Source organism: Micromonospora fulviviridis, assembly GCF_014648395.1.
In the GTDB taxonomy this organism is placed as follows: Bacteria; Actinomycetota; Actinomycetes; order Mycobacteriales; family Micromonosporaceae; genus Micromonospora; species Micromonospora fulviviridis.
Genome location: NZ_BMRA01000003.1, coordinates 554,292 through 576,566 on the forward strand (window position 1 = coordinate 554,292; position 22,275 = coordinate 576,566).

General features: G+C 71.3%; 23 protein-coding genes and 1 pseudogene. 8 read left to right on the forward strand and 16 right to left on the reverse strand.

Annotated elements, in window-relative coordinates; all coding sequences use genetic code 11:
- Positions 1–445: 445 nt before the first annotated feature.
- The 3 genes and pseudogenes from IEY96_RS11140 to IEY96_RS11150 form a co-directional block, all read right to left on the reverse strand.
- Positions 446–1,285, reverse strand: coding sequence for an alpha/beta fold hydrolase (locus IEY96_RS11140; protein WP_189194718.1), 840 nt, complete (start codon positions 1,283–1,285; stop codon positions 446–448).
- A 331-nt stretch (positions 1,286–1,616) separates the two neighbouring features.
- Positions 1,617–2,227 (reverse strand): annotated as a pseudogene (locus IEY96_RS11145) (dihydrofolate reductase family protein).
- A gap of 223 nt (positions 2,228–2,450) precedes the next feature.
- Complete coding sequence (locus tag IEY96_RS11150; protein ID WP_189194719.1) at positions 2,451–2,687, reverse strand: hypothetical protein; 237 nt, start codon at positions 2,685–2,687, stop codon at positions 2,451–2,453.
- A 174-nt stretch (positions 2,688–2,861) separates the two neighbouring features.
- On the opposite strand from IEY96_RS11150, the gene IEY96_RS11155 reads away from it, so the two are divergent.
- Positions 2,862–3,569 carry a hypothetical protein gene (locus tag IEY96_RS11155; protein WP_189194720.1) on the forward strand — a complete coding sequence of 236 codons (708 nt, stop codon included), beginning with the start codon at positions 2,862–2,864 and terminating at the stop codon, positions 3,567–3,569.
- Here the strand turns inward: IEY96_RS11155 and IEY96_RS11160 are convergent.
- Positions 3,553–4,245: a hypothetical protein gene (locus IEY96_RS11160; RefSeq protein WP_229791516.1), complete on the reverse strand. Its 693-nt coding sequence runs from the start codon at positions 4,243–4,245 to the stop codon at positions 3,553–3,555. The two genes, IEY96_RS11155 and IEY96_RS11160, sit on opposite strands and share 17 nt — an antisense overlap.
- 658 nt (positions 4,246–4,903) lie before the next feature.
- Positions 4,904–5,314, reverse strand: coding sequence for a winged helix-turn-helix transcriptional regulator (locus tag IEY96_RS11165; protein ID WP_189194722.1), 411 nt, complete (start codon positions 5,312–5,314; stop codon positions 4,904–4,906).
- Positions 5,315–5,355: 41 nt separating this feature from the next.
- Between IEY96_RS11165 and IEY96_RS11170 the strand changes: the two genes are divergently transcribed.
- Positions 5,356–6,069, forward strand: coding sequence for an NADPH-dependent F420 reductase (locus tag IEY96_RS11170; RefSeq protein WP_229791517.1), 714 nt, complete (start codon positions 5,356–5,358; stop codon positions 6,067–6,069).
- 1,081 nt (positions 6,070–7,150) lie between these two features.
- Here the strand turns inward: IEY96_RS11170 and IEY96_RS11175 are convergent.
- Positions 7,151–7,402 carry a hypothetical protein gene (locus IEY96_RS11175; RefSeq protein WP_229791518.1) on the reverse strand — a complete coding sequence of 84 codons (252 nt, stop codon included), beginning with the start codon at positions 7,400–7,402 and terminating at the stop codon, positions 7,151–7,153.
- 102 nt (positions 7,403–7,504) lie between these two features.
- Here IEY96_RS11175 and IEY96_RS11180 point away from each other — a divergent pair, with 102 nt between their 5' ends.
- Positions 7,505–8,737 carry an MFS transporter gene (locus IEY96_RS11180; RefSeq protein ID WP_189194723.1) on the forward strand — a complete coding sequence of 411 codons (1,233 nt, stop codon included), beginning with the start codon at positions 7,505–7,507 and terminating at the stop codon, positions 8,735–8,737.
- Positions 8,738–8,792: 55 nt separating this feature from the next.
- The gene (locus tag IEY96_RS11185; protein WP_189194724.1) at positions 8,793–9,704 is read left to right on the forward strand and encodes a TIGR03619 family F420-dependent LLM class oxidoreductase; all 912 of its coding nucleotides are present in this window, start codon (positions 8,793–8,795) and stop codon (positions 9,702–9,704) included.
- 16 nt (positions 9,705–9,720) lie between these two features.
- Here IEY96_RS11185 and IEY96_RS11190 read toward each other — a convergent pair whose 3' ends face one another.
- On the reverse strand, positions 9,721–10,143 hold the full coding sequence (locus tag IEY96_RS11190) for a TIGR03668 family PPOX class F420-dependent oxidoreductase (protein WP_189194725.1): 423 nt from the start codon (positions 10,141–10,143) through the stop codon (positions 9,721–9,723).
- A gap of 251 nt (positions 10,144–10,394) precedes the next feature.
- On the reverse strand, positions 10,395–10,787 hold the full coding sequence (locus IEY96_RS11195; RefSeq protein ID WP_373293544.1) for a nuclear transport factor 2 family protein: 393 nt from the start codon (positions 10,785–10,787) through the stop codon (positions 10,395–10,397).
- A gap of 89 nt (positions 10,788–10,876) precedes the next feature.
- Between IEY96_RS11195 and IEY96_RS11200 the strand changes: the two genes are divergently transcribed.
- Both IEY96_RS11200 and IEY96_RS11205 read left to right on the forward strand, forming a co-directional pair.
- Complete coding sequence (locus IEY96_RS11200; protein ID WP_189194727.1) at positions 10,877–11,326, forward strand: MarR family winged helix-turn-helix transcriptional regulator; 450 nt, start codon at positions 10,877–10,879, stop codon at positions 11,324–11,326.
- A gap of 390 nt (positions 11,327–11,716) precedes the next feature.
- Positions 11,717–12,904: a low temperature requirement protein A gene (locus tag IEY96_RS11205; protein ID WP_189194728.1), complete on the forward strand. Its 1,188-nt coding sequence runs from the start codon at positions 11,717–11,719 to the stop codon at positions 12,902–12,904.
- A 3-nt stretch (positions 12,905–12,907) separates the two neighbouring features.
- Here IEY96_RS11205 and IEY96_RS11210 read toward each other — a convergent pair whose 3' ends face one another.
- Positions 12,908–14,092: a low temperature requirement protein A gene (locus IEY96_RS11210; protein ID WP_189194729.1), complete on the reverse strand. Its 1,185-nt coding sequence runs from the start codon at positions 14,090–14,092 to the stop codon at positions 12,908–12,910.
- Between the two features lie 480 nt (positions 14,093–14,572).
- Between IEY96_RS11210 and IEY96_RS11215 the strand changes: the two genes are divergently transcribed.
- Complete coding sequence (locus tag IEY96_RS11215) at positions 14,573–14,983, forward strand: DUF2267 domain-containing protein (protein WP_189194730.1); 411 nt, start codon at positions 14,573–14,575, stop codon at positions 14,981–14,983.
- A gap of 285 nt (positions 14,984–15,268) precedes the next feature.
- Here the strand turns inward: IEY96_RS11215 and IEY96_RS11220 are convergent, their stop codons facing one another.
- The gene (locus IEY96_RS11220) at positions 15,269–15,970 is read right to left on the reverse strand and encodes a TetR/AcrR family transcriptional regulator (protein WP_189194731.1); all 702 of its coding nucleotides are present in this window, start codon (positions 15,968–15,970) and stop codon (positions 15,269–15,271) included.
- 158 nt (positions 15,971–16,128) lie between these two features.
- Between IEY96_RS11220 and IEY96_RS11225 the strand changes: the two genes are divergently transcribed.
- Positions 16,129–16,815, forward strand: coding sequence for a DUF2306 domain-containing protein (locus tag IEY96_RS11225; RefSeq protein ID WP_189194792.1), 687 nt, complete (start codon positions 16,129–16,131; stop codon positions 16,813–16,815).
- A gap of 17 nt (positions 16,816–16,832) precedes the next feature.
- Here the strand turns inward: IEY96_RS11225 and IEY96_RS11230 are convergent, their stop codons facing one another.
- The 6 genes from IEY96_RS11230 to IEY96_RS11255 form a co-directional block, all read right to left on the reverse strand.
- Positions 16,833–17,336: a hypothetical protein gene (locus IEY96_RS11230; protein WP_189194732.1), complete on the reverse strand. Its 504-nt coding sequence runs from the start codon at positions 17,334–17,336 to the stop codon at positions 16,833–16,835.
- Positions 17,337–17,343: 7 nt separating this feature from the next.
- Positions 17,344–17,862 (reverse strand): hypothetical protein, encoded by a 519-nt coding sequence (locus IEY96_RS11235; RefSeq protein ID WP_189194733.1) that lies wholly within the window; start codon positions 17,860–17,862, stop codon positions 17,344–17,346.
- Positions 17,863–17,949: 87 nt separating this feature from the next.
- The gene (locus IEY96_RS11240) at positions 17,950–18,390 is read right to left on the reverse strand and encodes a DUF4190 domain-containing protein (protein ID WP_189194734.1); all 441 of its coding nucleotides are present in this window, start codon (positions 18,388–18,390) and stop codon (positions 17,950–17,952) included.
- Positions 18,387–18,791: a hypothetical protein gene (locus tag IEY96_RS11245; protein ID WP_189194735.1), complete on the reverse strand. Its 405-nt coding sequence runs from the start codon at positions 18,789–18,791 to the stop codon at positions 18,387–18,389. The genes IEY96_RS11240 and IEY96_RS11245 overlap by 4 nt, the downstream gene beginning before the upstream one ends.
- Entirely contained in the window at positions 18,788–21,277 is a 2,490-nt protein-coding gene (locus tag IEY96_RS11250; protein WP_189194736.1) for an AAA family ATPase, read from the reverse strand. Before IEY96_RS11250 ends, IEY96_RS11245 begins: the two co-directional genes overlap by 4 nt.
- Positions 21,278–21,388: 111 nt before the next feature.
- Positions 21,389–22,249, reverse strand: coding sequence for an RNase H family protein (locus IEY96_RS11255; RefSeq protein WP_189194737.1), 861 nt, complete (start codon positions 22,247–22,249; stop codon positions 21,389–21,391).
- Positions 22,250–22,275: the final 26 nt, after the last annotated feature.

Here is a 22,275-nt window from a genome sequence, read left to right on the forward strand (position 1 = left end):
CGGGCGAGCTGCCGCAGCCGGCCGCCGGTGAGGTACCCGGCGGCCAGACCAACGAGGACGGGAGCGAGGAGAAAAACGGACACTTAGCCGCCGTGGTCGTACGGTGCGCCGACGGCGTAGAGCAGGGTGGCAAGCGCGAGGAGCAACAGGGCGATGCGGGCTCTCATGCTCGTCCGACCTCAGCCGCCGTGCTCGTGCGGTGCGCCGACGGCGTAGAGCAGAGTGGCGAGTGCGGCCAACGTAAGGACGATTCTCAGCTTCATGAGTCAACGCTACGGGTTGATTGACATCAACTGATTCGGCGACGCCGACAGCGATCGGGACCCGTTCGGCCGCAGCTGGTGCCGTATCAGCCCACGTTCGGTGGGCGTTACGCGCTGTCGCACCAGGCAACCTCGAGGATGAGGAACAGGAAGCACAGGAACAGACGTATGGCCGGGTACACCTAGAGCGCGAGCATCGCCGCCGCGACCTCATCCGCGGCCGCAGCGGGGATCGCCGTCGCGGCCCGTTCGAGCACGAGCAGCCGCGCACCAGGGATCTCGCGCGCGAGCGCTTCGCCGTTGCCGAGGGGGAAGAACGGGTCGCGGCGACCGTGCACCACCAGCGTCGGGATCGCGAGCTCGAACAGGCGCTCGCGCCAGCGCGGCGTGCAGTCGAGCTTGGCGAACACCGTGCCCAGATGGTTGGCCATCTGCACCGCGGGCTCCGTGCCCGGCGTGCGGTCCCATCTGTGCGCGGCGGTCGCGCGAGCGGCGTCGGGGTCGTCACCGAGGATCTTCGCGCCTCCGGCGGCGAACTCGGCGACCGCGGCGCGGTCGGACCAGTCGGGCATCGAACGCGAGAACAGCCGGCCCATCGTCGCCGCGTCATGGTCAGGCAGGTCGTCGTCGACCGGGCCCGGAGCGACCGGCCGCGTTCCGACGAGGGTGAGCGCCGAGAACGCGTCCGGGTGGTCGAGCGCGGCGACCTGGGCGACCATCCCGCCCACGCCGATGCCGGCCAGGTGCGCCGGCCGGTCGTCGAGCTCGCGGGCGAGCGCCGCGGCGTCGGCCGCAAGATCGCGCAACGTGTACGCCGGAACCTCGGGATCGACGGTGGTCGACGCACCGGAATCGCGCAGGTCGTACCGCACCACGTGGCGCCCGCGGCGCGCGAGCGCCTGGCAGAGTGCGTCGGGCCAGGAGAGCATGGTCGTGCCTCCCGCGAGCAGCACCAGCGGAGCCGCCGCGTCGCCGAAGTGCTCGACCCCGAGCGTCACGCCGTTCGTCTCGACCGTCGTCATGACGCCTCCGCCGTCGCGTTGACGCCGCCGGACGTGCGAAACGTGTGGACCGTCGGATACATCAGGAACCTCCAGGGCGGCGTCGTGGGCCGGTGGCGCGGGGACGCCGGCACAAGCTACGCGTCCCCGCCGGTGGTCTGTGTCGCGTCGAACGCGGGCGACTGCTCAGAGATGGACGACTGGCGGTGCGAAAACTCATCGGGACCCTGTCCGCAAGGCAACGATCACCGAGCAGCCGCCCTTCGTCCATGGCTCGAGTAGTACAAACACCCATCGCGTCACGCCGTACTCGGAGGGCTTCCACCGACCAGCCGCCGGTCACCAACGGCGGCTAGCTGCCTGCAGGCACCTGGTCCGTGACGTCGGCGTAGCCGACCTTCCCGGCGCGGTCGGCGCGTAGATCACGCGGATCACGCCCGTCGGGAAGGCCTCCGTCGCCGTCACCCGGAAGTGGTACGGCGTGTCGCCGTCGTCGAACAGCCTGCGGCCCTTGCGCGCCGCCACCGGATGCACCAGCGGGCGCAGCTCGTCGACCAGTCCGGCAGCGAGCAGTTGCTGCACCACGGAGATCGACCCCGGGATGAGGATGCCTCTGCTGCCGGCGTCGGCCTTCAGCGCGGTGACCGCGTCGACAAGCTCGCCCTTGATCAGCTCCGAGTTGCGCCAGGAGAACTCCAGCTTCTGCCGCGAGACGACCACCTTGCGCATGTCCCCGAGTTGCTTCGCGAAGACCGCGTCCTCGCCGCCAGCGGCCTCGCGGTCGGGCCAGGCCCCGGCGAAGCTGTCATAGGTCTCCCGGCCGATGAGCATCACGTCAGCGGTGTCGTAGTCCTCGCCGACGGCGCGGCCCATGTTCTCGTCGAAGTACGGGAAGTGCCAGTCCGGGTCGATCTCGGCCACGCCGTCGGCCGAGATGAACAGCGTGGAGATGACCTTTGCCATCGCAGGGTCCCTTCGAGTCGGTGGTGTCGACAGGTGGACCGCCGCAGCATCTCAGAATCATCGGCCGGCCAGGGACCAACCCGCCGACCGGTGGGGGCGGTCGTCCGCACGACCGGCGAAAGAAGGGAACTGGCGGCCTGATCCGGATACCGCTACAGAGCTCGACGGAACTTCGATCGGTGCGACCACCGTGTCGGTTTCACCCCGTCGTGCGACCGGGCACCTAGAAGCCGCCGCCGAGCTGGTCAACGGCGCTTCGCGCATCCCGGTTGATCTCGTCGAGAGGGGCGTCGTCCGTCGACGGCCTGCGCCTGCCTTGACGCTCCGCGGCTCGTCCCAGCTGCCGAATCGCGCGCCGTCCCGCATCGACGGTCCGGCGTCGCCGGACGCGAACAGTCGCGGTGATGGCGATGGCAGCACCGGTGGACGCCGCCAGCAGCGCGACCAACAGCGTCCCCATGCCGCCACGCTAATCGTGAATGGCAAGCGAACAGGCCGCTGGAGGGGACCCGTCGGCAGCCCGTCATCCACACCGGGACGCCGGCGCGCCGGTGAGCGAGTAGACCGTCCGCGACATCACCTGGCTGGCTCGACGGGGTCGCCCGCCGAGCCAGCGCCGATAGATCATGACTCCATGCTCGTCGCGTCCGTCGTCACGATGGTGGCGTTTCTCGCGTGGTTGACCGTCGCCCGGCTGCCGTGGTTCACCGGCGTCGTGTTGGTGGCGCTCACCCTGGTCGCGGTCGCCTCGATCACCCTCGCCGCCGTTCAGCCCCGGGCGGTGGTGGAGGCGCGCCTGCTGCTGTTCCTCGGGGTCGCCGCGACGCTGTTGGTCGCGGGGGAGATGCAGCGCCGCAGGCTCGGCGACACCGGCGACGACGACCGGGCGGGCCGGCGCTGGCCGTACCGGATCGCGGTCGGTCTTGCCTTGTTCGTCGCCCTGGGTTGTATTCCCGTCGCGGCCTGGGACTTCAACGACGAAGGGTTCGTACCGGCGGTGCAGGAACTCGGCCGGCTGCCCGACGGGCTCGCTGTTCGAAGCGCAGGCGGCTACTCGGAATGCGGCACCGGTCGTTGCGCCGTTGCCTACCCACTCGTCGGCCGGGCGGACGAGTCGGCCGAACAGGTGTCCCGACGGATGTGGAAGCACCTGGTGAGCAACGGGTGGCCGGCGCCCGACGCTGGGCGCAGCTGCCGCCCGGCCGGCTGGCTTCTCGACACCCGAGAGACCTGCGTGGAGATCAGTACGGCCGAGGACGGGGCCCGGCTCACGCTGGAGGGCGGCCGCCCGTTCCCTCGATATGCGCATGCCCGCAGCCAGGAGGTCAGCCGGCTGCGTTGAGCCACCGTCGCCAGCTCGTGCGGGTGGTCCGTTGCTCGGGGTGCGCGGCCACGTGAAGAACGAACTGCGCTCGGAGCCGGACCGAGGGATCGTCGGCGGCAGCCAGCGTTTCCACCGCGTGGAAGATCAACGGGTCGTCGAGGTGGCGGACCAGGCAGGCGTACGCCCAGTCCCTGCACCGGTACGGTCGCGCCAACGCCGCGAGGATCAGCTCAGCGATCTGAGGCTGGATGTCCTCCGGGAGACCGCCCCGATCGAGCCGGTGAAGAATGGCCTCCTTGCTTCCCCAGCGGGACCACATCCACGACTCCGGAGCTCCCCACTCGTCGGGATATTCCGCCTCCCACCGTAGGTACAGCACGGCGAACGGCGCCCACAGCGCGCGGGCGGCATCGTCACCGTCCGCGGCGTCTCGGAAGGCGTGGAGAGGCCCGTAGATCGTCTGCTCCTGATGCCACCGGACATCGGCGCGCGCCTGGTCCAATGCCGCGCCCAGGCGAGTCTGGCTGGACCTCGACCGGTAGTGCGCGGCCCACAGGGCATTCGAGCGGTGCAGTGCGTCGCTCGCCGCCGCGAGGATCGCCTGATGGCGGGCCAGCGCACGATGGCGGATGACCGGATCAGCCGCCACCAGGTCTAACAGCCAGGAGTAGTCGCCGCGCGGCTCCGCAAACACCACAGCAGCCTGCCAGTTCGGGCCGAGCGGACTGCGGTCAGGTCTGTGTCACGTACGGAGCCGACAGCCTCGCCGAGTCCGACCGCGTCTACGGCACCCGACCAGGGCAACCTCGTCACCGTGACCTCGCCAGCTGTCGCCGACGGCTTCGAAACGTTCTCCCGGCCGCGCGCCAGGTCAGGACCGTGGTGGTCACCGTCTGGCGCAGGAACGGGTAGCTGATCTACCTGCCCGAATACTGTCGTCGGCGTCGGCGTCGGCCTGGTGCCGACCGAGCGGCCCGTCGCTCCCTCGGAGAGTCGGCTCGGACGATCCCACGCGCAATGTCGCTCACAATGCCGTCCTCTGGAGCGATCCCGTGCGCTTGGTGCACGGCGAGGTCGTCGCCTGGGCAGAGGCGCTCGCCCCATTGCGCGAGGGACAACAGTGAACACGTCGAGGGGACGACCATCCCGCTCGCAATGTCGACCGTCAGCCTCAGGTCTGGGTCGAGCACCCGCAGCAGCCCCTCGAAATCGTCACCCATCACGGCCGCGCGGAAGGCTTTGAGGACCTGTCGTTGTTCTCGTCCGACGAGGAGGGCGCCGCCGGCCGAACGAGAAGGCCATGTGCGCTCGGACGCCTCTGTCATTCATGCTCGCCGGTGGGTCGGATGCTTTCAGCGGCGACGCCGAGCGGATCCGGGCCGGGTGGACCTCTCACGCGCCTCGAACCGTTCCTGAGCGTCAAGAACCGCGTCGGCGTACCGGGTGGCCCAGGCACCCATCGCCTCCATCGGCTCCAGCAGCGCGCCGCCCGCTTCCGTGAGTGCGTAGTCCACGCGGGGTGGCACTTGCCGGTACGGCCGGCGCTCCACCAGGCCGTTGTACTCCAGCCGGCGCAACGCGTCGTTGAGCACCTTGGGGCTGATCCCGCCGATGCGGGTGAGGAGCACCGCCGGACGCATCGGACCGTACGCGGCGATCGTGAAGACCACGACGCTGTCCCAGCGGTTGGCGAGCACCTCGAATGCCACGCGGGCCCGGCAGTCGGAGGTGTAGTCGTCGAGCTGGTCAACGGAATCACCCATGCGCCCATCCTGCACGACCTCTTGCATACCGTTCGGTGTGCATGGACCTGCCTATCGTCCTGAGCGGCGGTTGCGTACCGAGCCGCCGCAAAGCGAGAGACGGAGCAGACGTGAAGATTGGCATACTCGGCACGGGCGGTATGGCGGCGGCGCTCGGCGGCGCGTGGACTGCGGCCGGGCACGCGGTGGTGATCGGCGGTCGGAATCAGGTGCGGGCGGAGCAGACCGCCGGGCGAATCGGCGCCGCCGGGTATGGCAGCCTCGCGGACGCGGCGGGCCACGGCGACGTCATCCTCGTCGCGGTCCCGGCGGCGGAGGCACCGCAACTGGTGGACGGACTCGCCGGGTGCCTCGCCGGTCGGACGGTCATCGACTGCACCAACCCCGTCGTACCGACCAGCGACGGGCTGATGCTCAACACCGGTGGCACCACGTCCGTGGCGCGGCAACTGGCCGCCGCCGCGCCCGGCGCGCACGTGGTGAAGGCGTTCAACCTCTGCCACGTGAGCATCTGGACACTGCGTCCGCCAACCTTCGAGGACGTACCACTGGCCGTACCCTACTGCGCCGACCACGCCGAGGCAGCCGCCGCGACGGAGACCCTCATCAGCTCGATCGGTTGCACGCCGGCGCCGTGCGGCGGCCTGGCGCGGGCAGCGTACCTGGAGGCGACAGCGGCGCTGGCGATCGGACTGTGGTGGGCGGGCCATCAGCCGCGCCGCGCGTTCCCCTCCATGGCAGAGACGCATCGCTGAGTTGTTGAGTACGGCGGATTCGGGACGTAGGCCCCCGCTCAGCTGGGTTCGGGTAGCACCGCCGACGCGAGGGCGGTGATCACGACGAGGATCACCATGACCCGGTACGGTCGGCCCCGAGCCCGCTTGAACGGCGACGACGACCGGGCGGGCTGGAGCTGGCCGTACCGGATCGCGGTCGGTCTTGCCTTGTTCGGCGTCTTGGGCTGCATTCCCGCGGCGGCCTGGGACTTCAACGCCGACGGGTTCGTACCGTCGGTGCGGGAACTCGGTTCGCTGCCGGGCGGGCTCGCCATTCGGGGCGCGGGCGGCGACTCGGAGTGCGGCACCGGTCGTTGCGCCGTTGCCTACCCACTCGTCGGCCGGGCGGACGAGTCGGCCGACCAGGTGGCCCGACGGATGTTGGACAACCTGGCGAGCAGGGGGCTGGCCGGCGCCCGACGGTGGGCGGAGCTGCCGCCCGGTCGGCTGGCTTCTGGACACCCGGGAGACCTGCGTGGCGATCAGCGCGGCCGAGGGAGCGGCGCGGCTCACGCTCGAGGGCGGCCGCCCGTACCCTCGGTTTGGGCGTGCCCGCAGCCAGGAGGTCAGCCGGCTGCGTTGAGCCACCGTCGCCAGCTCGTGCGGGTGGTTCGTTGCTCGGGGTGCGCGGCCACGTGAAGAACGAACTGCGCTCGGAGCCGGACCGAGGGATCGTCGGCGCAAGCCAGCATCGTCACCGTCCGCAGCGTCCCGGAGGGCGTGGAGAGGCCCGTAGATCGTCTGCTCCTGATGCCACCGGAAATCGGCGCGCGCCTGATCCAATGCCGCGCCCAGACGAGTCTGGCTGGACCTCGACCGGTAATGCGCGGCCCACAGGGCATTCGAGCGGTGCAGTGCGTCGCTCGCCGCCGCGAGGATCGCCTGATGGCGGGCCAGCGCACGATGGCGGATGACCGGATCGGCCGCCACCAGGTCGAACAGCCAGGAGTAGTCGCCGCGCGGCTCCGCAAACACCACAGCAGCCTGCCACCTTGGCGTAAGCGGCCGGTCTACGACTACGCGCTGATGACCGAGCCGCTGATGCCCCCCGCCCGGGGTGTTACGAGGCGTGCGGCAGCGCGAGCCAGTCCTGCCAGCTGATGTCACGGCCCAGATAACGGGGCTGCTGGAAGGGCCAGTCGGCCGCGATCCAGCGCGGTACCAGCGCGTCGAACGCGCGCTCCAGTTCGCCGCCGACGAGGTCGTCCACCACCCACCAGGAGACCACGCCGTCGGAGCCGATGCGCTCGGGCGGGTCGATGTAGTCGTAGTCCTTCTGCATCGCCTGACTGGCCAGGTCGTGGATCTTCATTACCTGCTCCTCCCCGGGGTGCGTGCTCCGCCGCGCGATTGCCCAAGGCGCACCCGGGCAAACGCTCCGCTCCGCCCGTCGGCTGATCCACACCCGACCCGCATGCCGGTAGGCCAGACTGCAAAAGTGAAGATCGCGGCGCCGACAATCAGATGGACGCCATGGCGGTTCGTGACCGCGTTCGGTGTTGTCAGCCTGCTGTCGGACGTGGTGTACGAGGGCGCCCGGTCAGTCATCGGCCCCTACCTGGCCACCCTCGGCGCATCCGCGACCCTGGTCGGCCTGGTCACCGGCGTCGGGGAGGCGTTCGCCCTGGCCGGACGGCTGGGCACCGGACCAATCGCCGACCGAACCCGGGCCTACTGGCCGCTGGTCCTGGTGGGCTACGCCGTCACCGTGGTCGCTGTGCCCGCTCTCGGGCTGACCAGCACACTGTGGCTGGCTGCGGTGCTGTTTGTCGCGGACCGTGCCGGTAAGGCGATCCGCGGACCGGCGCGGGACGTCATGCTCTCCCACGCCGCCTCGGCAGTAGGCCGTGGCAAAGGCTTCGCCGTCCACGAGGCGCTCGACCAGGCCGGCGCGGTTGCCGGGCCGTTGCTGGTCGCCGCCGTTCTGGCCGTCAGCGCCTACCACTACCGGCCCGCGTTCCTCGCCCTGGCTGTACCGGGTGTGGCGGTGCTGTTCCTGCTGCTGTGGCTGCGTGCCGGCGTGCCCGATCCGCGACGCTTCGAACCGGGCCCTCAACCCGGTGCGACGCCCGCCGCGCCGGGCGTCCGGCTGCCCCGCGTGTTCTGGACCTATCTGGCCTTCACGGTGCTCACCACGGCCAGCTACGCCACCTTCGGCGTGCTCAGCTTCCACCTCGCCACCCGGCACGTCGTACCGGTGGCGGTGGTCCCGGTCGTATACGCCGCCGCCATGGGCATCGACGCGCTCGCCGCGCTGGCCTCCGGGTGGCTGTACGACCGGGTCGGGTTCCGGGTACTGGCGGCCGTACCCGTGCTGACCGCCCTGATCCCGCTGGCTGCCTTCACCACCACCTCGGCGACCGCGGTCGCCGGGGTCCTGGCCTGGGGGGCCGTGCTCGGTATCCAGGAATCCACCATGCGTGCGGCCATCGCTGACATCGTCCCTGCTACCAGGCGGGGCACCGCCTACGGCATCTTCGCCGCCGGGTTGGGCGGGGCGACCCTGGTCGGTGGGCTGCTTACCGGCGCCCTCTACGACTACTCGATCACCGCCTTGATCATCACCGTGGCCGGCATTCAGGCCGTCGCCCTGGCCTTGTTCGTCGCCACCGTTCGCCCCACGGCTCGGCCCGTCCGCCCTGCTTGAGGGGATCGTCGTGGATCACGTGCCCGAGGGGGATGGGCCTGGGTACCGTGCCGGGGTGGAGGTTGGATTCGCCCCGCCTGTGTCCGGCTCGTGGGCCACCCCGGAGCACATGATCCATGTCGCCCGCCACTGTGAGCAGCTCGGATACCACTCGCTGTGGACGTTCCAGCGCCTGCTGGTACCCGCCGACCTCGGGTGGAGCGAGACGTACCACAGCGTCCATGACCCGCTGACCACGCTGGCGTTCCTGGCGGCGCACACCACGCGGATCCGGCTCGGCGTCGCGGTGCTCAACGTGCCGTTCATCTCGCCGGTGGTGCTGGCCAAGCAGGCCGCGACCCTCGACATCTTCGCCGGCGGCCGGCTCGACCTCGGGCTCGGTCTCGGCTGGGCGGACGAGGAATACCAGGCGACGGGCGTGAGCAAGCATCGGCGGGGCCAGCGGGCCGATGAGTTCCTCGCGGTCCTGCGCGCGCTGTGGCAACAGGACGTCGCCGAGCGTCACGGCGAGTTCTACCAGGTCCCGCCGACGCGTCTCGCGCCGAAGCCGGTGCAGCGCCCGCACCCGCCGATCCTGCTCGGCGGCCACGCGCCCGCGGCGCTGCGCCGGGCGGGCCGGCTCGCCGACGGCTGGGTCAGCGGCAGCCAGGCGGACCTGACGGGCATCGGCGAGGCGGTCGCGACGGTCAAGGCCGCCGCGGCGGACGCCGGGCGTGATGCCCGTGCCCTGCGGTTCGTGTGCCGCGGCGCGGTCCGCGTACGTACGACGACCCCGGCCGGACGCGGGCCGCTCACCGGCACGCTTGAGCAGATCCGGTCGGATCTGGGCCGGCTCGCCGCCGCCGGGATCACCGAACTGTTCATCGACCTCAACTTCGATCCGGAGATCGGCTCGCCCCGCGCCGACGCGCGGGCCTCGCTGCGCACGGCCGATGAGGTGCTCGAAGCCCTCGCCCCGGCCCGCTGACACCCGCGCCCGGCCCTCATCCGGCCGGGTTTGCCCCGGACCACGCCGACCAGCGGGTCACCCGCATCGCGACCACCGGCCCGGCTGGTGGACGCCGGGTGTACTGCGGATACTTGGCGGCCAGCGCCACGCGGGCCGCGGCCTCCTCCGCGGGGTCCTCGACCAGCCAGCCGTGCCCGTCCAGCCGGATCCACCACAGCCGCGACCAGTCCTCGTCGTACTCGTCGATCAGCAGGCAGGCCTGGCCCGTCGCCCGGATGTTCTCCAGCCGCCGCAGCTGCCGGTGGCGCTTGGGTTTCTCGTCGACCGCGTGGTGGACGACATCGCCGAGTAGGACGAAGCAGACCGGTACGAGGTGCGGCCGGCCGTCGGACCCGACGGTGGCCAGCCGGGCCACCCGGGCCGATCGGACACGCTGCCGGAGTTCCTCGGCGGGCACAGCGCCGACCGTAACAGTGCGCTTTCGTCTTCGCCTGGGCCTTCGCCTTCGCCGACCAGGCGGGGTGGGTTGTCGATTGTGAGCGCTGGGCAGAGCGGAGACAGCAAACAGGTCATCCGGCCCTGATCGGGCTCCGGGCACTCCGCGCGTGGCGAACGAGCCCGAACCCGACCGGACCGAATAACTACTCCACCGCGCGGGCCTTCACCCCCGCCCTGAGGCCGGAGCACTGGCCCGCACCTCAGTAGCGATTACTTGGCGCGTTGCCAGAGCGGGGAGATCTGCGCCTGCGCGAGGCGCCAGCCGGTCGGCGTGCGTACGGCGGTGTATCGGGTCCGGAGGCCGGCCAACCGGTGCGGCACCTCGCCCTGGTGGAAGAAGTACACGAGCTGATGAGCGCTGACCTCGGCGTGATCGCCGTCGAGATCGACCACGACGTCGGTGTTGAAATGTTGGGTCAACACCTCCTCCGGGCTGGTTCGCCGCACGACGTCGACGATCTCGTCGATACCGCGCAGGGTGCCGCGCGGGCTGTGGGTCTCGGCGTCCGGGGCGTAGACGGTCCGCAGGTCGTCGAAGCGCCGCTCGTCCAGTAGCCACGCAAGCCTGGCGACCAGTTCGGCGATCTCAATGCGGTCGGTCACGTGTGACATCTCGAATCTCCATTCGTTGGTTCGGCCAACGATATGGCAGATCGTTGGCGTCGCCAACGGTTCTGTTAACATGGTCACCCGTGGAACCGACACCGAGTCGTCTCGCGACAAAGGCAAGCTGGTTGATCTCCCAGACCGCCGTGCATTCGCGGCGGTTCGTCGCCGAGGGGTTCACCGCCGCCGGAGCGCGGGGCTACCACTATCGGGTGCTCGCCGCGTTGGAGGAGTTCGGACCCGCGAGCCAGGCCGAGCTGGGGCGGCGCTGCCGCATGGACCGCAGCGACATCGTCGCGGCCGTGACCGAGCTGGAACAGAAGGGCTTCGTCGAGCGCAGCGCCGACCCGGCGGACCGCAGGCGCAACACCGTCACGATCACCAGGGCGGGTACACAACAGCTCCAACGGCTGGACCGCGCCCTCGACAGCGTGCAGGACGAACTGCTCGCCCCGCTGTCGGCCACCGAACGGCAGACCCTGGTCGCGTTGCTCGGAAAGTTGATCGAGCACCACGGTGGCGCGCCGACCTCATGATCCGACTTGGGTGCCCACCGGGCCAGGACCGAACGGGACACACGCCCGCGTTCGCCTGGTCGCGGGACCCGACCGGGCGGAGGCGGGTCTCACGCTCGCCCGGACGGCGGCTCCTTCCGCGCCGGTGATCCTGCCGGCCGACGCTGAGCGGATTGGCATCTCCAAGCCGGCATCGTCGCAAAGCAATGGCGCACACAGAGAGAACCGGAAACCCGTCCGGTATCCCGACGGCGCCGCGCGGCACCGAGGGCGGCAGCCATCGCGTACCGGGCCGTCACGACCGAAAAATCGCGCGGTAGCGGGGTATGGCGCCGATGGCGAGCCTGCGGCCGGGCCGGTGCCCGTAGGGTGTCATCAGTCGAGGGCAGTGCGGGGGTCCGGAGGACGTCGATGGTGACCGAAGGCGGCGCCGACGCGGCGGCTCCGACCCCACGGGACCCCGGCCGCCCGGCGTTCCTGGAACTCTTCTTCGACCTCGCGTACGTCTTTGCGATGATCTCCCTGGTCAAGAAGCTCGCCGACGACGTGAGCTGGACCGGCGTCGGCGAGACGCTGGTCCTGCTGCTCGCGTTCACCCTGGTCTGGGCGGTGACCACCTGGGCCGCCGACACCCTGGACCTGATGCGGCCCGCGGTTCAGGTGCAGTTCATCGCGGTGGCGGCCGCCAGCCTGCTGCTGGCGGCCGCGGCACCCGAGGCGTACGACGGGCGCGGCATGCTCTTCGCGATCACCTACCTGGTTATCCACCTCGGTTCGAGCATCTACTACCTCCTGCTCCGGCCGAGCGCGACCGAGCCGCTCCGCAGCGGCCGGATCATGTTCTGGTACACCATCGCCGCCGTCGGCTGGATCGGCGGCGCGCTGGCCACCGGCCCCACCCGCCTCTTGCTCTGGGCGGCGACAGTCGCCATGGAGTACGTCGCCGCCTCGCTCGGCTGGCCGCTGCCGAAGCGCGGGCGATCGCAGCCACAGGAGTGGCAGCTGGTCGGCGAGCGGGTGGCCGAGCGGTACCGGCAGTTCGTCATCATCGCGCTCGGCGCGTCCATCTTCGTCATCGGTACGACCTTCAGCCAGAGCGACTACACCATGGACCGGGCGTGGGCGCTGCTGGTGGTGTTCACGATCGTGGTGCTGACCTGGCGGATCTACATCTACCGGGCCGGCGAGCTGCTGACCGAGGCCATCGCGCGATCGGCGAACCCGTCACTGCTCACGCAGTCCGCCGCGGTCACTCATCTGATCATGGTGGCGGGCATCGGCGGCATGGCGGTCACGAGTCACCTCGTCGTGATGCGGCCCTTCGGGGAGACGCCGCCCTCGTGGGCTGCGGTCATCCTCGGCGGACCGGCGCTGTTCCTGGTCGGCCGCGGGGTGCTGGACTACACGGTCTTCGGTCGGATCTCGCGGTCCCGCCTGGCCGGGCTGGTCCTGCTGGCCGGCGCGGCGGCGGCCGCGGGCCTGCTGCCGCCGGTCGTGGTCGCGCTGCTCGCCATGAGCATCCTGGCCCTGGTCGCTGCGGCGAACCTGGTGAGCACCCACCGGCACGCCCGCACGCCGATGCCACCGGCGCTCCGGTGACCCTCACCCGGTCGGCACGGTGACCCGGACCGGCCGCGCGTGTGCGGGCAGGGTCTCCCAGGCCAGGATGAGCAGCAGCACCAGATTCGCCACGACCAGGATGGCCAGCGGCGGAAGCAGCGCCATCACGGGGCCGATGACGCACAGCACCACGATCCCCAACGCCCGGGACCAGAGGACCCGTCCGGTGAGCACGGCGTCGAACAGGCAACTCCCGAGCAGGAACAGCGCCGGCCCGCCCAGGATGGTGGCGATCCAGGCGGCCGGTGCCGCACCGAACGGCCGTTCGAGGACCAGCGAGACGCTGGTCGAGACCACCAGCACCCCGGCAACCATCACCAGGTGGCTGTACGAGGTGGAGGTGCCGGGCCGGACCCGCTCCACCACCGTGACGGCGGGCGGTGCCAGCAGCTGCCGCACCCGGTGGAAGTAGAGCTGAAAGAGCACGACAGCGCTGGCGAACCCGACGAAACTCGTGGCCACCCGGCCGGCCTGGAAGCCGCTGCCGGCCAGCCCGATGCCGGCGCTCAGGATCAGCTCGCCGAGGGAGATGATGAAGATTTCTCGATGCCGCTCGGACAGGTGGGTGCCGGTGAAGATCTGACTGGCCAGTTCGGTGCGACCAAGTTTCGGCGTCGGCCAGCCCAACCGGGCCGACCCGAGGTCGACCGCCACCGCGATCGACCAGAGCAGCAGCCGGGCCGTTCCGTGCACGAACGCCCCGGCCACCCACGGCAGCGCCGTGACGCCGAACCAGAAGAACACCCGGATGCTCCGGGCCTGGATCGGGCGATTCACTCGGGTACCGGGGATGAGGACGGCGTCCCGGACGAGATGGATGCCGAAGTACGCCGCGACGAGCAGCCAGCCGTAATCGGCGAAGGCGTACGGCACCGCGATCGCCATCAACAGGGTGCCGAACATGACCGCCAGGACGGTGGCCTGGATGACCGGCAGCCGCGGGTTGAACAGATCGGTGAGCCACGCGGTCAGTACCCAGACCCACCAGGCGGCCATCAACAGGACGGCGGTCTGGGCGGCGCCCCGGACGGTGAGGTCCTCGGCCAGCCCCGCCGAGAGCCTGGAGAGCATGAAGATGTAGACCAGGTCGAAGAAGAGCTCCAGGAACGTCGGATAGTCAGGCTCGCCGCGCCGGCGAAGGATCCGGGGGAGCGGGCTGGACCTCACGCGTCTGCCTCCTTCGGCACGCCCCTCGGGGAGCGGAGGCACGTTCTTCGCCAACCTACAAAAGCGGGGGTCGCCGGAGAGCGGAAACGGAGGAGCAGGGCGGAGCCATATACCGGTCATCCGCCCGACACCCACACCATCGGCGATGAGTCCCACGGATGGCGGACACGAGATGGCGGGGGGCGATCAGGCCAGTCGGGTCCGCCGGTAGGTCCCGCGCACGCACTTCCGGGGAGGCCCGGTCTGCAGCGCGGGTGACCTCGTAGCCGCGCTGGTGCAGCCCCGCCGACATCTTCCGTTCGTCCCGTTCCACCGGAATGTCGAGGATGTCGCCCCAGGGCGCCGTGGTGATTCGCCCGATGGGGATGAGGTCGGATCACCTCCCGTCCTTGCAGGCTGTCGAGGTACCGGTTCGCTTGGCGAAGCGAATTGATGCGTTCCAGCCGTTCGATGGGGGATCTGGCCGGAGAGGAGAATCAGGTGGAATACGAGGATTTCATCAATGCAGTGGCTACTCGGGCAAAGGTGTCGACCGATCAGGCGGCGACACTGACCGGCGTGACGTTGGAGACGTTGGCGGATCGGATCAGCGCCGGCCAGGCTGAGGACCTCGCCTATCAGCTACCGGATCGACTTGCCGATCACCTGAGCAGACCGCTCGGAGGGGAAATGGCCACCTCGTTCGGACTCGACGAGTTTGTGCGGCGGGTGGGGGATCGTCCGGGGGTCGACCGTGCGCTCGCCGGTGCCGGCGTCCGCGCGGTGCTCACCACCCTCCGGGAGGCCGTTACCCGAGACGAGTTCGAGAACGCCGTGGCCCAACTTCCCAATGAGTTCTCGCAGGTGATCGAACCGATGGGGGCCGGTGGCGGGCGGCGGCCCGGCTCGTAGCACGCAGAGTGGAAGCAGGAGCAGTGTGCCGGCGCTTTCCTCAGTCGCGTCCCTGGACGATGGTGAGCACCGCCAGCCGAACCTCGCGCGGCACATTCACGATGCTCATCACCGGCACCAGCGGCTCGCTGGTCCACCAGTCCACCGCGACGCTGATGGGCCACTAGCCTCGGCACTGCCAGCCGCGGTAGTCCCGTCCTGCCCACGAGGCAGTGACGCCGTCGCCCCAGGCTTAGGCCAGGGGACTGAGCTTCAGCCGTGCAGGCGCGAGTGTCTGTCGCCAGGTCAGGGCCGGGTGCCGGGGGACGTCCATCCCTGCCGGTGGAGGTTGTCGAATCCGTCGAGCAGGAGGTCGAGCGCGAATTCGAACTCGAACTCGTCGTCGCAGCCTTGGCCGACGACCGACTCGTCGTCGTGAGCGGCGGCCATTGCTATCTCGGCGATGTGGGGATACCTGCCGGCCAGTTCGCGGAACGCGGCCGCCTGAATCTCTGGGTCCTCGGGCAGCGGTGAGGCGGGAAACAGTTCCTGGGTGAACCCCCATACCCTGCTGCCGAGAGCGTGCATCACGTGGTGGGTGAGGTCGACGGAGAAGCCGCCGGCCCGGAACATGCCGACGATCGAGTTGAGGTAGTCCAGCACCACCGGCGTGGGCTTCGGGCGGGACTCGATGACGCGCGACGACCAGGGGTGGCGCAGTAGGGCGCTTCGCGCCGAAAGGATGCGCTGCCGGATCGCCGACTTCCAGTCGGCGCCGTCGGCCGGCGGGTCGATCTCGCCGACGATGACGTCGACCATCCCGTCGAGGAGTTCCTCCTTGTTGGCCACGTGCTTGTAGAGCGCCATCGGAACGACGCCCAGCTCCTGGGCGAGGTTGCGCATGCTGACGGAGTCGACGCCGCTGTGGTCGGCGAGCGCGACGGCGGCGTGCAGCACCCGGTCCCGGTTGAGGGGGCCCCGGCGTGCGCCGTCCAGCTGCTGAACCACCCGTCGCCTTCCCTCTTGATGCGGTCGCCACGCCCTAGCGCCCCTTGACGGTGTACGCCGTACACCCTACTCTCGCCACAAGGTGTACGCCGTACACCTCCGCCGCAAGTGGCGAAGTGGTCGGCTCGACGGATGACCAGAAGATGAAGGGACGTGCCATGACCCCCTCGGCCAAGCGAGAGTGGCTGGTACCCGCCGGCCTGATCATGCTCAGCGCAGTACCCGTGATCGCCGGCGCCGCCCGCACCGCCGAACTCACCGCCGGAGCGACGGTCACCCCGGACAACGCCCGATTCTTCGCCTCGCCCGTGCCCGTGCTCGTGCACATCGTGGGCGCCAGCCTCTACTGCCTCCTGGGGGCGTTCCAATTCGCCCCGGGCTTCCGCCGCCGCCGGCCCGGCTGGCACCGCCTCGCCGGACGGTTGCTGATTCCCTGCGGGCTCGCCGCCGCCCTGTCGGGCCTGTGGATGACGCTGTTCTATCCCCGCCCGCCGATCGACCACGTGCTGGTGACTCCCATGCGGCTCGTCTTCGGCACGGCCATGCTCTGCTGCATCGTCCTCGGCCTCGCCGCCATCCGGCGTCGCGACATCGCCCGCCACCGCGCTTGGATGGCCCGCGGCTACGCCATTGGGCTTGGCGCGGGCACCCAGGTCCTGACCCACCTGCCCTGGATGCTGCTGGCCGGCCAGCCGGACGGGATCGGCCGGGCGCTGCTGATGCTCGCCGGCTGGGTGATCAACCTGGCCGTCGTCGAATGGGCGCTGCGCAGGCAGCCGACCAAGCCAACCCAAAGCATCCAGCGCCGTGCCGACGTGCCCGCCGGCGTTCTTGCCAGCCAGTGACGGGGATGCGGACGCAGCTATCTCTCGACGGCGGTCACGTCAGCCGCCTCGTCTCCGAAGAACACCCGGACCGCCGTGAGCACCTCCTGCGCGTCGTTGGCCATGGCCGTCCGCGCCTGGACGAGCAGTACCTCGGGTTCGGCCTGCCGCTGCCGGTCGAGGTGGGCCAGCAACTGGTCGATGTCCGGCACTCGCCGTTCGCCGGTCAGCGCGCGGGCGGGTGGCCGGAGGTCCATGAGGTGGCAGAGCAGTCGCAGCGGCCGGTGCCCGTACACCCGGGTGCCGCTGGGCAGCGCGGGCAGGCCGTAGGTGAGCAGCCGCGTCACGGCGCCGTCGAGCAGCGGAGTCGCCCAGTGGGCGTTGTCGAACAGGCTGTTTGAGGTGGCCTGCGGCAGGCCGAGGCCGGCCACCACCTGGTCGACCTGGTCTGCCGCCGCCCCGGCGACGACGAACACGTGGGGCGAGATGCGGCTGCGGCGGAAGACCTCCGACCACACGCGGCCCGGCTTTGAAGCTGTCACCGGGGCACTATGCGAGGCGCTCACGCGAGGGTCCCTCCTGGTCGTTGCGCTGACGACCCACGTCGAGCAGTCGGCCGAGGACTGCGCGGGTCCGGCCGGTTGCGGTGGCGAGGGCACCGAGCGGGTCGGCATGCCGGCGGCCGGCGAGGTCCTCGTAGACCGCGAGCAGGTCGGCCTCGAACCCGTCCGCGGTCGCACCGCGGGCCTGGGCCAGCTCGGCGAGCCGGCTCTCGATGTAGCGGCCCACCATCACCTGGTACGCGCCGACGCTGGGCATGTCGTGGAACTCCGCCACCATGTCGTCGACCTGTCGGCCCATCCGGTGCAGGACCGCCGACGTGATGCCGTGCCGGCGTGCCTCGGGGGTTGCCTCGTCGGCGATGCGGATGACGACCTCGTCTGGTCCGTTGATCTCGTCCGATCCGGTTTCACTGTGCCAGCGGGCCGTGACGACGAAGCCGTCGTCTCGCCGGGACAGTTCGAGGGACCGGTCGGGCACGGCGTGGAGGCGCTTCTTCTGGGACATGCATTCCTGTCTTTCCGGCAGCCTTGTGGGCGCCTGTTTCCGAAGCCGCGGTGGCGGCCGCGTGTCACACCTGTTGTTCCGCCCGGTTCAGGGCGTCGGGGTGGCGGCGCTCAGGACGCTGCCGAAGAACACCATGACGGTGAAGAGGATCATCGGGCCGACGAAGACGTAGCCCAGGACGAGGCCGGCGACCGCCATGCCGTGTCCCGACCGCATGCCGTCGCGGGTCTCCCGCAGGGCCAGGTGGCCGAGGATGACAGCGAGGACGCAGGGCAGGCCGAACAGGCACCAGCCGCCGAGCACGCCGAGGATCCCGAGCACCAGCGACGCCGTCGCCATGCCCGACGTCAGGATGGGCTGGACGGTGAGCCGCTGCATGCCCGTCGGATAGCCGCCACCCTGGTAGGGCATGGCCGCCAGCGGCGCGTACGCGCCGATGGGCGTGGACACCGGGGGATAGGGCCCCAGGACGGCGGGCAGCGGCGGCTGCGGGCGGGTGGGGTCGAGGCCGGGCTGCGGGTAGCTCATCGGTGCGAATCCGTTCTTCCGTCGAGGTGGGTGAGCAGAGCGCTCACCTCGGTGTGCAGGCGACGCAGCTCGGCGGCCGTGGGCGCGAGTTCGTAGCAGTGGTGGTGGGCGGCGGCGGACAGGGCCGCCCACGCGAAGGCGACCCGCCGGGCCACGGCGGGGCCGGGCCCGAACCGGCCGCGCAGCATCAGCTGCTTCGCCCGGCCCTGCCGGCACGCGGCGACCACCGGGCGGGTGCGCCGCCAGTAGGCGTCGATGCCGCCTTCGAGGGCGAGCCGGATCAGGCAGGCGCACGCCCGCGGCCACCAGCCGGCGGTGACCGCGGCCGTGCCGAGCGGTCCGGCGCCGCGCAGCATCTGGTCGGCCGCCGCCAGGCAGCGCCGGGGCGTCGGCGCGGTCACGACCGCACCTCGGCGCCGTCGCGGGGCGCGGGCACGGCAGCCGGGGGCGGTTGCAACACCGCCGCCAGGTGCCGGACGTCGGAGACCAGCTCGGGCAGGTCGAACAGGTACGCCCCGTGCACGCCCTCCTTGCACGCCTTGTACGCGCCCACCGCCCGCGACCCGTGCCGGCGACTGAGATACCCGAGTACGTCACCGCCCCGGCCTGCGTCGTCGAACATCGCCAGGGCGACGGTGGTGGTGAGCCTGCGGGACGCGGCCACGACGGCCGCCTCGATGTCGTCGTGCGGCACACCGCGGGCCACCCGCCGCCGCCACACGATCCGGTGGCAGGCCGCCTCGATCGCCGAGCGGCACAGCTCCGCCACCACCGGCCCGCGCACCTCGGACGCGATCTCCTCGGTGCGGGCCAGCGCGTACGCGTCGTCGAGGTAGCGGGTCACCGGGTCGGAGCCGGGCCGCAGGGTCACCACCGACCGCTCCGCGCGGGTCACCTCCACGATCCGGGACCGTCCGAGGTCGAGGCGGGCGAGGGCGTCGGGCAGCCGGGTGTCGTGGGTGAAGACCACCACCTGCCGCTGCTCGGCCAGTTCGGCGAGCACCCGGGCCAGCCCGTCCACCTTGGCCGGGTCCATGCTCTGCACCGGGTCGTCGACCACGATGAACCGGAACGGGCTCTCCGGCGCGCAGCCGCGCGGCAGGAACGTCGCCAACCCGAGGGCGTGCATCTCGCCCTGGCTCATCACCCCGAGGGCGGTGCCGTTGTCCGCGCCGTCCACGCTGACCGGGATCACCACCCGCCGCCGGGTGTTCATGCCCGCCAGGGTCATGGCGCCCAGCTCGACGTTGCTCTCCTGCCGCAGCTGCGCCCAGATCCGCTGCGAGTGCTCCGCGAAGGGCGCCACCCGCTGGTTGCGCAGCTCCGCCCCGGTCGCCTTCAGCCACGCCCGCGCCGCCTTCAACCGCGCGAGCGTGCGTTCCCGCTGCGGCAGCGTCGCGGCCGACGCGATCCAGGCCCGCAGTTCGCCGGCCACCGCCTGCCAGCCGGTGTCGCGCAGGCGGAGCAGACCCTTCGCGTACGCCTGCGCGGTCTCCGCCGCCGCGAGCACCGCCGGGTACCGGGCGGTCAGGTGGCCGGCCAGCTCCTCCGGCCCGCCCGGTGTCAGCCGCAGCGCCGTCACCGCCGCGTGCAGGTCGTCGACCGGCACCCCGTCGGCGGCGCCGGTCGGCACGTCCAGGTCGTCGATCAGGTAGTGCGCCCGCTGCAGCAGCGCGGTCAGCCGGGAAGCGGCGGCCTGGGCTGCCAGGGTGCGGTCGCGCAGTTCCGCCAGGGACGCGGCCGCGCTGGTCCGCCAGTCGCCGTCGAGGCGACCCGTCGCGCAGACCGGGCACGGCCCGTCGCCCTGGTCGTCGTGGTGCTCGACGGCCAGCCGGAGCAGCTCGGCGCTGCGCAGCGACGCCCGCGACCGGCCACCGTCGTGCCGGCGCGCCTGCGCGGCGGCCTCCCGCAGCTGCTCGGCGAGGCGGGTCACCTCGTCGGCGTCGGGCAGCTGCATCGCCGCCAGCCGCCGGCACAGCAGCACCGCCTCGTCGTCGGTCGGCTCGTCCGGCTCGTCGAGGATCGCGGTCAGCGCCGCCAGGTCGGCCGCGCCCCGGGTGCGCAGCAGCGCGGCGGCCCGCCGGGCCCGGTCGTCGTCGATGCCGGCGAGGGTGTCGGTCAGGGAGGCGCGCTGTGCGCGTACCTCCCTGATGGTGGCGTCGACGGGGCGCGCGGCGGCCATGAGGCGGCGGTCGGCGTCGGCGATCGCCTCCAAGCCGAGGATCGCGGAGATCGCGTCGAAGAGCTGGCTCTGCGTGCCCGCGGTGAGCCGGCCCAGCTCGGCGGCGGTGAGGAACGGCCGGTACAGCTCCAGCGGCCGGGCCAACCCCAGCTCGGTGAGGTCCGGGTGGGTGCCGCGTGCGCTGGTCACCGCCACCTCGGCGTCGCCCAGCTCCGCCTCCGACGGCCAGGAGCGGACCACCCGGGTGGGCGTGGCGACCCCGTCGACCCGCAGCTCGACGGCGATCCGGCAGGGGTCGCCGGCGTGCAGGTTGCGCCACCCGGTGCGCCACACGCTGTTGCGGTCCGCCCAGCGCGCGCTGTCCCCGGTGAGCGCGAGTTCCACGGCCTCGGCGAAGCTGGACTTGCCGGAGCCGTTGCGACCGACCACCACGGTCAGCCCGGGACCGGGCTCGATGGCGAGGGTGCGCTCCGGGCCGACGCCGCGGAACCCGGCGACGGTGACCGACGAGAGCCAGATCCGCTCCCGCGGCTCGTCCGCCGCGGTGCGCTGCGGCTCCAGCGCGGTCGGCGCGCCGGCGAGCGCCGCGGCCAGGTCGTCCTCGGAACTCAGCGCGGCGAGGACCACCTCGGCGGTGTCATCGGGTACGCGGTCGGCGGCGAGCCGGTCGAAGATCAGCTCGACCAGGGGTTCGGTGTGGTTCATCAGGCGACCTCCACTGAGGCGGGTGGGGGAGTGCGTGCCGCGCCGACGCAACGGCTCGACCCCGGTGGTGGTACGGCGACGCTCGGTGACTCTCTACTTGTGGATCGCTGGTCAGGCGGCGAGCGCAACGTGCCATTCGCGCAGAAACGCCTCAACCAGGGCGTGCGCCCGGGCCTGCACGTCGAACGACTCGTCGACCCGGCGGCGCGCCATGTGCGCCAGACTGTCGGCGGCCTCGTTCAGGGCGTGATGGGCGTGTGCCTTGACGTGCGCGAACGTCAGATCCGGGCGAGCGCCGACCAGGTCGGCGAGCCGGACCAGGGTGGGCTTCATCCCGTTGTGCCGGGGCCGCAGGTCGTAGCCGGCGGGCATCGCACCGGACTCGCCGGCCTGCCAGCGGTGCAGGTAGTTCAGCGCCGGCAGGCTGTCCACGAGCACCGTCACCCTGGCCGGCGGCGTGTCGTAGGCGGTGAGCAGGAACTCGACCGCCCGCAGTTCGCTGACCAGCACCCGCGAGCTGCCGGTCGGGTCGACGCGACCAGGACGCCGGCTGCGCAGGCCATAGCGGCCGTCGCTCGCGACGTACCCGATGCCGCCGGCGCGGCCCTTCCAGCTGGCGTCGGTCGCGGCGATGAGCGGCGCGGGTGTGCCCGCCCAGCGGCGGACCTGGCCCCGGCTCGGGTCATGTGCGGCTCCGATGGCGCCGGCCGGCTCGGGCACCAGCCCGGCGAACAGGTCGGCGCGGCAGGCGAGCTGGTGCCGGGCGGCGAGCTGCTCGGCGGTGTCGAGCAGCTGCACCGCCGAGCCGAACTCGTCGTAGTGGGCGGCGGTCAGCGCCAGCCGGACCGCGTCGCCGACGGCCTGGCAGGCTTCGCAGCGCCTCGGCTTGACGTAGGTGCGCAGAGCGTGGGCGCGGTCGTGCAGGGGAGCGGGGAGCAGGTCCAGGGCGCGGTGGAACTCATCGGGACGCACGACGCCTCCTGACGTCTGTAGCCAGC